Origin of the sequence: Fusicatenibacter faecihominis, from assembly GCF_020686945.1 — a bacterium.
Lineage (GTDB): Bacteria > Bacillota > Clostridia > Lachnospirales > Lachnospiraceae > Limivivens > Limivivens faecihominis.
The window spans coordinates 195,246-208,578 of sequence record NZ_JAJEPR010000004.1 but is presented as its reverse complement, the minus strand read 5'-3'; the positions used below and the strand labels follow the sequence as shown (position 1 = coordinate 208,578).

The 13,333-nt window shown below is 47.5% G+C and carries 16 protein-coding genes; 15 read left to right on the top strand and 1 reads right to left on the bottom strand.

Translation table 11 applies throughout. The features are described from left to right. From LKD71_RS04070 to LKD71_RS04035, 8 genes are all read left to right on the top strand, one after another. On the top strand, nt 1–1,882 hold a 1,882-nt coding region (locus LKD71_RS04070; RefSeq protein WP_255632925.1), incomplete at its 5' end, for a penicillin-binding transpeptidase domain-containing protein. 24 nt (nt 1,883–1,906) lie between these two features. Further along, on the top strand, nt 1,907–2,584 hold the full coding sequence (minC, locus tag LKD71_RS04065; protein ID WP_227614452.1) for a septum site-determining protein MinC: 678 nt from the start codon (nt 1,907–1,909) through the stop codon (nt 2,582–2,584). 65 nt (nt 2,585–2,649) lie between these two features. After that, on the top strand, nt 2,650–3,444 hold the full coding sequence (gene minD, locus LKD71_RS04060; protein WP_227614450.1) for a septum site-determining protein MinD: 795 nt from the start codon (nt 2,650–2,652) through the stop codon (nt 3,442–3,444). Nucleotides 3,445–3,456: 12 nt separating this feature from the next. Then, nucleotides 3,457–3,708: a cell division topological specificity factor MinE gene (gene minE / locus LKD71_RS04055; RefSeq protein ID WP_178045632.1), complete on the top strand. Its 252-nt coding sequence runs from the start codon at nt 3,457–3,459 to the stop codon at nt 3,706–3,708. Next, nucleotides 3,677–4,783 (top strand): FtsW/RodA/SpoVE family cell cycle protein, encoded by a 1,107-nt coding sequence (locus LKD71_RS04050; RefSeq protein WP_227614449.1) that lies wholly within the window; start codon nt 3,677–3,679, stop codon nt 4,781–4,783. The genes minE and LKD71_RS04050 overlap by 32 nt, the downstream gene beginning before the upstream one ends. A gap of 16 nt (nt 4,784–4,799) precedes the next feature. Continuing rightward, nucleotides 4,800–5,195, top strand: a complete 396-nt coding sequence (locus LKD71_RS04045) for a methylglyoxal synthase (protein ID WP_178045630.1) — start codon at nt 4,800–4,802, stop codon at nt 5,193–5,195. Next, nucleotides 5,179–6,261: a D-alanyl-D-alanine carboxypeptidase family protein gene (locus tag LKD71_RS04040; protein ID WP_227614447.1), complete on the top strand. Its 1,083-nt coding sequence runs from the start codon at nt 5,179–5,181 to the stop codon at nt 6,259–6,261. Before LKD71_RS04045 ends, LKD71_RS04040 begins: the two co-directional genes overlap by 17 nt. Before the next feature lie 74 nt (nt 6,262–6,335). Then, nucleotides 6,336–6,755 (top strand): twitching motility protein PilT, encoded by a 420-nt coding sequence (locus LKD71_RS04035; protein WP_178045229.1) that lies wholly within the window; start codon nt 6,336–6,338, stop codon nt 6,753–6,755. 59 nt (nt 6,756–6,814) lie between these two features. On the opposite strand, the gene LKD71_RS04030 is transcribed toward LKD71_RS04035, so the two are convergent. Beyond that, entirely contained in the window at nt 6,815–7,036 is a 222-nt protein-coding gene (locus LKD71_RS04030; protein ID WP_178045228.1) for a DUF378 domain-containing protein, read from the bottom strand. 136 nt (nt 7,037–7,172) lie between these two features. Here LKD71_RS04030 and LKD71_RS04025 point away from each other — a divergent pair, with 136 nt between their 5' ends. From LKD71_RS04025 to LKD71_RS03995, 7 genes are read left to right on the top strand one after another with little or no spacing between them, the layout of a single operon-like run. After that, complete coding sequence (locus tag LKD71_RS04025) at nt 7,173–8,594, top strand: HlyD family efflux transporter periplasmic adaptor subunit (RefSeq protein WP_227614445.1); 1,422 nt, start codon at nt 7,173–7,175, stop codon at nt 8,592–8,594. A gap of 30 nt (nt 8,595–8,624) precedes the next feature. Continuing rightward, nucleotides 8,625–9,320: a YggS family pyridoxal phosphate-dependent enzyme gene (locus LKD71_RS04020; RefSeq protein ID WP_227614456.1), complete on the top strand. Its 696-nt coding sequence runs from the start codon at nt 8,625–8,627 to the stop codon at nt 9,318–9,320. Nucleotides 9,321–9,335: 15 nt separating this feature from the next. Then, entirely contained in the window at nt 9,336–9,932 is a 597-nt protein-coding gene (locus tag LKD71_RS04015) for a cell division protein SepF (protein WP_178045226.1), read from the top strand. Nucleotides 9,933–9,943: 11 nt separating this feature from the next. Continuing rightward, complete coding sequence (locus tag LKD71_RS04010) at nt 9,944–10,699, top strand: YlmH family RNA-binding protein (protein WP_227614444.1); 756 nt, start codon at nt 9,944–9,946, stop codon at nt 10,697–10,699. A gap of 15 nt (nt 10,700–10,714) precedes the next feature. Then, nucleotides 10,715–11,836, top strand: a complete 1,122-nt coding sequence (aroB, locus tag LKD71_RS04005; RefSeq protein WP_227614443.1) for a 3-dehydroquinate synthase — start codon at nt 10,715–10,717, stop codon at nt 11,834–11,836. After that, on the top strand, nt 11,826–12,335 hold the full coding sequence (lspA, locus tag LKD71_RS04000; RefSeq protein WP_227614442.1) for a signal peptidase II: 510 nt from the start codon (nt 11,826–11,828) through the stop codon (nt 12,333–12,335). The genes aroB and lspA overlap by 11 nt, the downstream gene beginning before the upstream one ends. An 11-nt stretch (nt 12,336–12,346) precedes the next feature. Beyond that, the gene (locus tag LKD71_RS03995; protein WP_178045222.1) at nt 12,347–13,261 is read left to right on the top strand and encodes an RluA family pseudouridine synthase; all 915 of its coding nucleotides are present in this window, start codon (nt 12,347–12,349) and stop codon (nt 13,259–13,261) included. Nucleotides 13,262–13,333 lie beyond the last annotated feature (72 nt).

Below are 13,333 nucleotides of genomic sequence, written 5' to 3'. Positions count from 1 at the left end.
CGTTGACGCCCAGATTCAGGATCACCGTGGTATCTTGGAGTCTTACATCGCAGCCATCGTCTACCAGAACATGGTAGATGCCAAGGAAGTGGACAACGAAAGCGGCGGTTCTGACGAGATCAGGATACCTGTGTACGAAGTTTATTATGCTTTGTTTGAAAACCAGATCCTTGATGTGGAGCATCTTTCCTCGGATGATGCCAGCGATCTGGAAAAACAGGTCTATCAGGCTTTCCTCTCCAAGGAGGAGAATGTATTTTCTGAGATCCGCAGTGAGCTGACTTCTGACACTCCTACGGCTTATCAGGATCTCACCAATGAGATGAAAGCATACTCTTCCTATATCGTGAACGATATGCTGGCTGAGGGCACGGGCATCTTGGATACGGACGCCATCGACAAGAATGATGAGACCTACAAGGCCTGGAGAGAGGACGAGACCATCAGCCTGAAGGAATTTCTCACCTATGCCATCAGCAAGGACTGGATCGATATCGGAAAACTTCAGCTGGATTCCGAATATCTGGCTTCCGATGAGATCTATAATGCTCTGGCAGATTACATTTTTGACTATCTGAAAACAGATGATGCCTTCACAAGACAGGTATACAAGTACATGATCGAGGAAGAACAGCTCAGCGGCCGTGATATCTGCCTTCTTCTCTTTGACCAGGGAATACTGGAGAAGAACGATGACGATTATACCGCTCTGGCATCAGGTACGATGGGCGCTTATGATTTCATTCGCTCCAAGATCTACAAGCTGGAGCTGACACCGGCCCAGCTGGCTCTGGAACCCTGCTCCGGTTCTGTAGTCATTACGGATCCGGACAATGGCAACGTGCTGGCCTGTGTAACCTATCCCAGCTATGACAATAACCTGCTGGCAAACACGATGGACAGTAAATATTATGAGAAACTCCGCACGGACAAATCCAGTCCCTTTTATAATCGTGCGACCCAGGAGGTAACAGCTCCAGGTTCCACCTTCAAGCTGGTGACTGCCACCGCCGGAGTCATGGAGAATAAGATCTCCATTTATGATACCATCACCTGTACCGGTAAATTTGACCTGGTAGAGAAGGATAATCCCATCAACTGCTGGATTTATTCCGCAGCGGACGGCTGGGGATCCCATGGACCGGAAACGCTGGAGACAGCCATCCGTGATTCCTGTAACTTCTATTTTAATACGGTTGGTTATTATCTGGGTCAGAACGAAAATGGAGAATACGTCGGCGATATGACTCTTCTCAATAAATATGCGGAGATGTACGGTTTCGATTCCACCAGCGGCATCGAGATCAGCGAGATGGATCCCCAGATCGCTACCGCCGACCCGACCCGTGCAGCTATGGGACAGAGTAACAACGCATTCACGACTTCCCAGCTGGCCAGATATGTGACGACCCTGGCAAACAGCGGAACCTGCTATGATCTGACCCTTCTCGACAAGATCACCGACGCTTCCGGAAATACCCAGGAAGAGCCGGATCCGGTGGTACACAACCGCCTGGAGCTCCCGCAGGATCTCTGGACGACGATTCATGCAGGTATGCATGATGTGACCATCAATAACGGAAATGGTATCTTTGCTAATCTGCAGACCCAGTACAACTTCAACGCAGCCGGAAAAACCGGTACGGCCCAGCAGAGAACAGATAAAGCGAACCATGCGCTGTTTATCGGATATGCCCCCTATGAAAATCCTGAGATTTCCATGGCAGTCCGTATCACTAACGGTTACTCCTCCAGAAACGCAGCTCTGGTGGCAAAAGACATCATGTGCTATTATTTCAATCTGAAGGATAAAGATACCATTATCGACGGTACCGCAGGAAATGCGATCCAGAATGTAACAAAGGGCAGTAGCCAGGATTAAACAAAAGCAGGAGGCCAGAGAAAAATGAACATCCATTCCGTGATTATCAAATGCAATAAGTACGGTCTGATCGTTATTCTGGATAAAGATCTTCCCTTTGAGGAACTGTTGAAGGACATTGAAGATAAATTCAAAGAATCCGCAAAGTTTTTCAAAAATGCCAAGATGGCTATGACAATCCGGGGACGGGTATTAAGCCAGTCAGAAGAAAAGCAGGTGGTGGAGACCATCGTCAACAGCTGTGGACTCCATATCCTCTGTGTTATCGACGAAGATCAGAAAGAGGAAATGCTTTTTCATCAGGCAGTGGATAAGGCCATGGAGGCAAAAGAAACAGAGGACGGCTGGTTTTACCGGGGAACACTCCGGGCCGGCCAGGTTCTGGAGACCGAGCACAGCATTGTGATCATCGGAGATGTGAATCCCGGAGCCAATGTGGTTTCCAAGGGAAACATCGTGATCCTGGGTTCCCTTCGGGGAACGGCCTATGCGGGAGCTACTGGTGACAGAAGCTGCTTTGTCGCAGCTCTCGTCATGAAGCCTATTCAGGTCAAGATTGCAGATAAAATGGCCCGGAGCGCTATCACCAAGCGGGTGGATATCGCGGAATACAAGATGGACCCGAAAATCGCCTATGTAAAAGAAGATCACATTTATGTGAAACCTATTTCCCAGGAAACCCTGGGAGAGCTTTCCGTATAAGATCAGAAAAACACCAAGGATGACCAAACCAGTAATTGAATGAGATGGAAATCGGAGGCAAAACTATGAGTGAAGTCATTGTGATAACATCTGGAAAAGGCGGCGTGGGAAAGACCACCGCTACAGCAAATATCGGAATGGGCCTGGCCCGTATGAAAAAGAGGACCGTGGTCATCGATACAGACATCGGTCTTCGGAATCTGGATGTGGTTCTGGGGCTGGAAAACCGGATCGTCTACAATATGGTGGACGTCATCGAGGGAAACTGCCGTCTCAAGCAGGCGCTGATCAAGGATAAGCGTTGCCCGGAGCTTTCCCTTCTTCCTTCCGCCCAGACCAGAGACAAATCCGCAGTAACTCCGGAACAGATGATCAAGCTGACGGAGGAACTGAAGGAACATTTTGACTATGTACTCCTGGATTGCCCCGCAGGCATCGAGCAGGGCTTTAAAAATGCCATTGCCGGAGCGGAGCGGGCTATTGTGGTTACAACTCCGGAGGTTTCCGCCATCCGTGACGCGGATCGGATCATTGGCCTGTTGGAAGCTGCTGACCTCCGGGATATCGACCTTCTGATCAACCGGATCCGGCCGGATATGGTGCGGCGCGGAGAGATGATGTCCGTGGAGGATGTTGTGGAGATCCTCGCGGTAAATCTCATCGGAGCGGTGCCGGATGACGAGGAGGTGGTCATCTTCACAAATCAGGGAGAACCTCTGGCAGGAGACGATACGCCGGCGGGACAGGCATTTTTCAACGTGTGCCGCAGGATTCTCGGTGAGGAAGTGCCTTTGATGGAGCTTGACCGGACACCGGGCTTTCTCTCCAGAATATCCGAGCTGTTTCACAGGAACAGATAACGGAGGGCTTCTATGAAAAAATTCAGTTTCATGCGTCAGGATAATTCCTGCAGGGTTGCGAAAGACAGACTGTCCACGGTGGTGCTGTCAGACAGGCTGAACTGTACGCCGGAGATGGTGGAACTGATGAAACAGGAAATTTTATCCGTCATGGAAAAATACCTGGAAATTGACAGAACCAGGATGACGATACACTTGGAAATAACGACCAAAGAAGAACAGGGTGTGAAACATGCTAAGACAATACAGATTAAAGGACTATAATTTTCGACTGATCATATGGGTGATCGCGCTTTCTGTCGTGGGAATCCTGGTGATCGGAAGTGCAAAAGAGAGCGTACAGACAAAACAGATCGCGGGACTGATTCTGGGACTGGTGGTCATGGTGCTCACCTCACTGATCGATTACAGCTGGGTTTTGGGTTTTTACTGGCTTTCTTATTTTGTGGGTATCGGACTTCTTGCCGCCGTGCTGCTTGCCGGTGAAAATGTGGGTGGTGCAACACGTTGGATTCGTGTGGGAGGAGTCCTGCAGTTTCAGCCTTCCGATGTGGTAAAAATCCTGATGATCGCATTTTTTGCCAAGTTTTTTTCAAAACATGAAGAAGATATCAGCCGCTTCAAAACGATCCTGATCGCTTTGCTTCTTGTGGCAGCTCCGACAGCCCTGCTTTTGAAGGAACCGGATCTTTCCACGACCATCGTATTTGTATTACTTTTTTGTGCAATGTTTTTTGTATCAGGATTGAGTTATAAAATTGTTGGTGGTATAATAGTGGCATGTGTTCCGTTGGCGGTTCTCCTTATGAGTCTGATCCTGTCGCCGGATCAGCAGGTTCTCCAGGGCTATCAGGCAAATCGTATCCTGGCGTGGCTGAAACCGGAGGAGTATCCGGATATTGCCAGACAGCAGGTAAATTCGATCATAGCCATCGGATCCGGACAGCTTTACGGAAAAGGTCTGGACAATAATGTGGTTTCGTCAGTAAAAAACGGAAATTTCATTTCCGAATCCCAGACAGACTTTATTTTCGCTGTGGCCGGTGAGGAGCTTGGTTTTCTTGGATGTTGTATCATTATTATCCTGGAGCTTCTGATCGCTTTGGAGTGTATCAACATCGGAAGACATGCAAGAGATCTTCCAGGCACCCTTGTAGGGTGCGGAATGGGAGCTTTGATCTTTTTTCAGAGCTTTATCAACATCTGTGTTACGACTGGCCTGATGCCAAACACCGGCCTTACACTTCCCTTTGTAAGCTACGGGCTGACATCTCTTGTCAGCTTCTGTATCGGAATCGGTCTGGTTCTGAATGTAGGGCTTCAGGTACGAAAATATTAACAGGGGGTAGCAAATCATGAACATTGGATTAGTTGCACATGATGCAAAGAAGATTTTAATGCAGAATTTCTGCATCGCATACAGAGGGATCCTGAGTAAAAATACTCTGTATGCCACAGATACCACCGGACGGCTCATTGAAGAAGTCACAAATCTGAATGTCCATCGATACCTGGCCGGACACCTGGGCGGAATCCAGCAGATGGCGGCGCAGATCGAGAATAACGGCATCGACCTTATGATTTTTCTTCGAGATCCCATGAATCCCAAAAAATTCGAGCCGGATATCAAGGATATTTTCCGTCTTTGTGATACCCACAACATTCCACTGGCTACGAACTTGGCAACAGCAGAATTGCTCATCAAATCATTAGACAGAGGAGATTTAGAGTGGCGTGAGATGTACAAATAAAAATGAAAAAACAATTCCCAGGGAGAGAAGGAGCACTTACCAGAGAGAGATCAGCCGCAGGCGCAGACAACGGCGGCTGATCATTCGTTTTGTCTCTCTTCTGGTGATTCTGGTCCTTCTTCTGGGAGGCTTGGGATATGAGTTTCTCCTGAAAAGTCATGAGATCGAGCTGGTGAAAGCTTATGATAAGACGGACAGCACCTTCGGGCTTACCACAGTAAGTTTTGACGGTGATTTTTCCACCTCCTTTGCCTCAGATCTCTGTGTGGCTCCGCAGGAGGATGTCGTTCTTTCTGACTTTTCCGTGGAGGCCGTGTCAGCGGCTATTTTTTCCGAGGCCGATCATCAGACGGTCTACGCGAAGGCTGTTCATGAGCGGCGCTATCCCGCGAGTCTGACCAAGATCATGACCTGCCTGGTGGCACTGAAAAATGGAAACCTCGACGAGATGGTCACCGTGGGAGACGAGTGCCGGGATATCGATGTGGGTTCTTCCGTCTGTGAGATCCAGCCGGGGGACGTCTTAAGCTTAAGGGAACTGCTTCTGGGACTCATGATCAATTCCGGTAATGACGCCGCCATGACCATCGCGAAAAATGTAGGCGGCAGCGTGGAGAACTTTGTGGCTATGATGAATGAACAGGCGGCAGAGATAGGGGCTGTAAATACACATTTTATGAATCCCCATGGTCTTCAGGATGAAAACCATTACACCACCGTCTATGATATGTACCTGATTTTCCATGAGGCTTTGAAAAATGATGATTTCCGCGATATCATCAGCCGCCACAGCTACTATGCTTCTTTCAACACGACGACCGGCGAAGAGCGGAATATTACCTGGGAGTCCACGAACCACTATTTTATCAATCAGGCGGTTCCTCCGAAGGATGTTGAGGTCGTAGGCGGCAAAACCGGAACTACCAGCGAGGCCGGAGCCTGCCTGGTTCTGCTCTCCAAGAACAAATATGGCAACCCTTATGTGACCGTAATCATGAAAGAACCTGACAAAGACAGCCTTTATCAGGAAATGAATCAACTTTTAGGTAAAATAAACGAAAAATAGTTGTATTTTTGAGAACGATATAGTATAATTGCAATATAATTACTTGTGTCGATAGACTAAAGGAGGAGATTACAATGATACAGATCATCGCAGGTGAGAAAGGCAAAGGAAAGACAAAACAATTACTGGACAAGGTAAATACGGAGATTAAAACTGCCCATGGCAGCATCGTATACCTGGACAAGAATGCGAAACACATGTATGAGTTAAACAACAAGATTCGTTTGATTGATACTTCCGCATTCCCCATTGGAAACAGCGACGAATTTATCGGATTTATCTGTGGTATTCTTTCACAGGATCACGATCTGGAGCAGATGTACCTGGACAGTTTCTTAAAGGTTGCAAAGCTGGAAGGCTGTGACATCAGCACTACAATTGAAAAACTTGATAAGATCGGTGAAACTTTTGGTGTGAATTTTGTACTGAGCGTATCCATGAACGAGTGCGATCTTCCGGAATGCGCGAAATCAAAGGTAATTGTTTCATTGTAATACATATCCGAAAGATGAGGGCTGTCTCCGAAAAGGAAGGCAGCCCTTTTTATTTGTTTTTATTCGCCTGCTTCTTCTCCTACGGCAACGATGCGGCCGTACATACTTAAAACATAGAGTCCGGAGAGTCCCACCAGGGCATAGATGATTCTTGAGAGCAGGGACAGTGAGCCGAAAAGGTAAGCCACCAGGTCGAATTTGAAAAAACCGACCAGGCCCCAGTTGACAGCGCCGATGATGACAAGGGTCAGAGTAATGTAGTCAAGCCATTTTAAATTCATATCAATTCCTCCTTATGATTTTATCTTAGTGTTGTCTTTTTTGGGAAATTTATACACTCAATGCAAAGAAATCAAAAAAGCGGTTGAGAGATAGGTAAATAAGTGGTAAAATACCTTGGATAAGGAGGATGTTTCTTTGAACAAACAGAAAAACAATAAGATCGTGAAATACAGAAACGGTCCGGTTTTCAACATCGGAACGGTTCTGTTCGGTGTTATTTTCATTTATATGATCATCTGCCTTGTCATGTATGTGACAACCGATCATATTACAGCCTATGAAGTGACGGCTGGTCCTCTGGCAGGAAATTACCGCTACAGCGCCCTGGCGCTTCGCTCAGAGACCATTATCAATGCGGATCATGCGGGAAATGTGAGCTATTATGTCCGTGAGGGCAGCAAGGCGGGCACGGGTACGGCAGTCTGCACGGTGAACGAAGGTTCAGCCACAACCTCTCTGGTTCCGGAAAAGGTAAGCACGGGAAGCGAGGCTGCCAGTGCAATGACGGAGGAGAGCAGTCTGGATGAGGATACCCTGAAAAATCTCAAGGACGAGATGGAGAGCTTTTCCCTTGGCTTTCAGCAGGAAAATTTCCAGTCCATCTACAATTTTAAAGGTGATCTGGAAAGCACACTTCTTGAGGTGGGAAACACAGGGACAGCAGGAGCGGACGGAAGTTCCATCATCAACGCCTGCACAGCTCCCACGGAGGGAATTGTCGTTCTCTCCACGGATGGTTTTGAGTCAAAGCTTCCGGAGACAGTCACGGCCTCTGACTTTGAGCAGAAAAATTACGAAAAGAAAAATCTCCGTATGAACAAAACTGTTAAAAGCGGAGATCCGATTTATAAGCTGGTGACGGATGAGACCTGGTATCTCTGCATTCTGCTGGATCAGAAGATGGCCACGGAGTTGGCGGACAGCACCAGCGTGAAATTCCGCTTCTTAAAAGATGATACGATCTTTTATGCGGGCTTTCAGCTCCAGAAGCAGGGAAGCTCATATATTGGAATCCTGACGATGGATAAATGCATGAGCCTTTATGCTTCCGAGCGTTATGTGGATATCGAGCTGGTGCTGAACCGGAAGACCGGCTTAAAGATTCCCAATTCCGCCATTGCCACGAAGCGTTTTTACAAGATTCCGGATGAGTTTGCCGTCTACGACAGAGAGACTACGAGTATGCCCTCCGAGATCAGCGTTCTTTGCCCGGTGGTGGATAAAAACGGAGCAGAATCAGTAAAGACAAAGACGGTCACGGTATATGACAAGGCAGATGACGGCGGTTTCCTTGTAGACTGCACAAGTTTCAATGAAGGCGATGTGATCCGCAAGCAGAACAGCCAGAAGACTTACACGATCGGCGAGACGGAGACCATCAACGGTGTTTACAACATCAACAAAGGCTATGCCATTTTCCGTGAGATCACCATCATCGATGAGAACGAGGAATACTGCATCGTTGAGGCGGGCTCTACTTTCGGCCTGGCCCAGTACGATCATATTGCTCTGAATGCAGATACGGTCAATGATGAAGACATTGTGATTCACTACTAATATACAGAAAGCGAAGTGTAAAACATGAGTATGTTACTCGATAACCTGAAAGATGTGGAAGAACGAATCCAGGCAGCCTGCGATAGAAGCGGCCGTAAAAGAGAGGACGTTCTTCTGGTTGCTGTGAGCAAGACAAAGCCGGTGGAGATGATCGAGGAGGTCATGACGGCGGGAATTGTGGATTTTGGAGAAAATAAACCTCAGGAGCTCCGGGACAAATATGAAGTCCTTCCCCAAAATCTGCGTTTCCATATGATCGGCCATCTGCAGACAAACAAGATCAAGTACGTTATTGACCGGGTTGTGCTGATCCATTCCATCGATTCCATCCATCTGGCCGAGGCCGTCAATGCAGAGGCAAAAAAGCACAACCGGATCATGCCGGTTCTGGTGGAAGTCAATGTGGCTCAGGAGGAGAGCAAGTCCGGCTTTCTGGTGGAGAAAACCGAAAATGCTATCCGTGAGATTGCAAAACTGTCCAACATTCGGGTGGAAGGTCTCATGACCATTGCTCCTTTTGTTGAGAATGCCGAAGAAAATCGTCAATATTTTGTAAAATTAAGAAAATTATCTGTTGACATCGCCGCCAAAAACATTGATAATGTTACTATGCATCATCTTAGTATGGGAATGACCGGCGATTACGAGGTAGCCATTGAAGAAGGTGCAACCATGGTCCGCGTAGGGACCGGAATCTTCGGAGAAAGAAATTATCAGATTGGATAAAGATAGGAGATAAAAATGGGAGTATTAGACAAATTCTTAAACGTCATGAAACTAAACGATGATTATGATGACGATGATTATCTGGATGATGAGATTGATGACGAATTTGAGGAAGAACGCCCTGCGAAGAAACATTTTTTCAAGAAAAACGACAGCTTTGATGAAGATGATGATTTTCAGGATGACTTCAAGATCAAGGAAGCCAGAAAAACCAAAGCACCTGCACCAAAGGCGCCTGCTTCCGAGCGTCCCAGACAGATTAAGACTCAGCCTGTGACCAGCAGTAAGGTTTCCCCCATCCGCCCGCGGAAGAGCAGCGGAATGGAAGTCTGTGTGATTAAGCCGAAGTCCATGGAGGATGCCAGAGAAATCACCGAGACACTTCTCGGCGGCTGTACTGTTGTCCTGAATATGGAAGGCCTGGATCTGGATATTGCGCAGCGAATCATCGACTTTTCTTCTGGTTCCTGTTATGCCATCAACGGCACTCTTCAGAAGATCAGCGGTTATATCTTTATCATCACCCCGTCTACAGTGGATGTATCCGGTGATATTCAGGAGATCTTAGGCGGTTCCTTTGATGTGCCGTCCGTTCATTCTTCCAGATTTTAGGAGAAACGAAGATGAATCGGGAAGAAGAGTTATTTAAAAAGAGACTGAAAGATCTGGCCAGCGCTGCCGACCGAAGAGGGATCGCGGTCTTCACCGATTTCATGAATCTTAATGAACTGAATATTTTTCATAGCTGCACCAGGGAGTTTGGATATGTTTCCTATCAGCTCTTTGGCGGCTATGAACATGCAGAGCGTCAGATAGCAGCCTTTCTTCCTGATGCTCTTTCTTATAGTTATGACTTTCCCATCATTTCATTAAAGATTCGACCTCTTCAGAAGAAATTTGCAGAGGATTTAAGCCACCGGGATTATCTGGGGGCTCTTTTAAACCTGGGTGTGGACCGTTCCAAGATCGGAGACATCCTGGTGGGAGAAAAAGAAGCCATTTTCTTCTGTGAAGAAGGGATTGCACCTTTTCTTCAGCAGGAGCTCACCAGAGTCCGCCATACGCCGGTTCTGGTGGAAGAGGCGGCTCCAGATGAGATTCAGGTAACGGAGCACACCGAGGTTGTCCGCGGAACCGTGAGCACCGTACGGCTGGACAGCGTTATGTCTGTGGCTCTGAAGGCATCCAGAAGCAGTCTGGTTTCCCTCATTGAAGAAGGAAAGGTCTTCGTCAACGGCAGACTGGCGACGTCCAACGGCTGCCAGCTGAAGGAAAATGACCTGATTTCCGTTCGTGGAAACGGCCGTTTCCGCCTCTTGACCCTGGGCGGCCAGACAAAGAAAGGCCGCTGCGTTATTGAGATTGAAAAGTATCTATAAAAAGGAGAAACGATTATGAGTGAAGAGATCAAAAAAGCTCTGACTGTGAAAACAGGTCAGAGAACTTCTTATGATATTTACCTGGAGGAAAATTTTGACGGCCTTACCGAGGCAGTCAAGACTCTGGAGCCGGAAAAAAGAAAAATCTGTATCGTAACTGACAGTACGGTAGCCTCCCTCTATCTGAATCCGGTAAAGGCGGTTCTGGAAAAAAGTTTTGCCGGGGTAAGCATTTTTACCTTTCCGTCTGGCGAACCCTCCAAAAATCTTGACACTGTGAGAGAGCTCTACCGCCACCTCATTGAGGCTCATTTTGACCGGAAAGATGTTCTTGCCGCCCTGGGCGGAGGTGTCACCGGCGATCTGACAGGTTATGCGGCTGCTACCTATCTTCGTGGCATTGATTTCATCCAGATCCCCACCACTCTGCTGGCCCAGGTAGACAGCAGCATCGGCGGAAAAACCGGCGTGGATTTCGACGGTTACAAGAATATGGTGGGAGCTTTCCATCATCCCTCCCTGGTTTATGCCAACCTTTCCACACTCAAGACTCTTACGGCAGAGCAGTTCGCCTGCGGTATGGGCGAGGTGCTGAAACATGGTCTGATCAAAAACGCTTCCTATTATGAATGGTGCATCAATCAGATGTTTGAGATTCAGGACCGGGAAGTTGAGGCTTTGAAGACCATGGTTCTGGAGAGCATGAAGATCAAAAAAGCTGTTGTAGAGAAGGATCCCACAGAAAAAGGGGAGCGTGCGCTTCTGAATCTGGGGCACACCGTAGGCCATGCTATCGAAAAAATTCAGAATTTCCAGATGCTCCACGGTCAGTGCGTGGCTCTTGGATATCTCTGCGCCGCTTATATTTCCTGGAAGAGAGGTCTTCTCACCAACGAAGAGTTTTTCGAGATCCGCGATATGAACGTAGGGTTTGATCTGCCGATTTTCCTGGATGCTCTGGATGAGAATGAGGTGGTTCTGGCTACAAAATCTGACAAAAAAATGGAGCACGGCCAGATCAAGTTTATCCTTTTAAAGAGCATCGGCCATGCTTATGTGGACTTTACGGTGACAGACGAAGAGATCCGTGCTGCAGTCCACTATTTCCTTGATAACGGAGAAGAAGATGAAGAATAAAAAAAATGACCGCTGGTACATCCTCGGGTGTCTGGCGGCTCTTCTCATACTGGTCATTATCGATCAGTGGAGCAAAGAGCTGGCTGTTCATGGCCTGAAAGACCGGGATACTATTGTACTGATTCCGGGGGTCTTTGAATTGTTCTATCTGGAAAACCGGGGCGCGGCCTTTGGAATTTTTGAAAATATGCGCTGGATGTTCCTTTTAGGGACAGGCCTTATTCTTGTTCTGGCGGTGTTTTTGTTCCGCCGTTTTCCGAAAAAACGGAAATATCTTCCTTTTTTTATTTCGCTTACCATGATCGCTGCCGGGGGAATTGGAAATCTCATCGACCGCCTGCGTCTGGGCTATGTCATTGACTTTTTCTATTTTTCCCTGATTGATTTTCCGGTGTTCAATGTGGCGGATATTTATGTAACGGTGGGAGTGGCGCTTTTTGCCATTCTTTATCTGATCACAGGAGAGGAGGAGCTTTCCTGCCTTTCCGGAAAGAAATGACAGGAGGACAAATGGACGAATTTACTTACGAGATCGGCGTGGAAAATGCCGGTGAACGGATCGACAAATTTTTATCAGGAGAGCTTTCCGAGCTCTCCCGTTCTTATATTCAGAAACTTCTGAAAGAAGGCATGGTGACTCTGGGAGGAAAGGCCCTGAAGGCCAATTACCGGCTCAGGGAAAAGGATGAGATCGAGATCAAAATCCCGCCTGCCATGGAACCGGATATCCTGCCGGAAAATATTCCCCTCGATATCCTTTATGAGGACAGTGACGTTCTGGTGGTCAATAAGCCTAAGGGAATGGTGGTCCATCCCGGAGCCGGCCATTACAGCGGAACTCTGGTTAACGCTCTTTTATACCACTGCGGGGACAGTCTTTCCGGCATCAACGGCGTCATGCGTCCTGGCATTGTCCACCGCATTGACCGGGATACTACGGGTTCCCTTCTGGTCTGCAAAAATGACCTCGCTCATCGCTCGATCGCGGAACAGCTGAAAGTTCATTCTATCACGAGAAAATACCGGGCAATCGTCTATGGAAACATCAAAGAAGACGAAGGCACCATTGATGCGCCTATCGGCCGTCATCCTGTGGAGCGGAAGAAAATGGCCATCAATTACAAGAACGGAAAAGAGGCAGTGACCCATTACCGGGTACTGGAGCGTTTTCGTAATTATACCTACATTGAATGTCAGCTGGAGACTGGGAGAACGCATCAGATCCGCGTTCATTTGTCCAGTCTTCATCATCCGCTTCTCGGCGATGAGGTGTACGGGCCGAAAGAGAATCCCTTCCATCTGGAGGGGCAGACGCTGCATGCCATGGTTTTAGGCTTCGACCATCCGTCTACAGGTGAATATATAGAATTTTCAGCTCCATTGCCAGAATATTTTGAAAAACTTTTGAAAAAATTACCAAAATAAATGTACATTTTCACATTTTTATGCTATACTATTCACAAACAAAAATCCATTCTGTGTATCGTCTGGAATGGA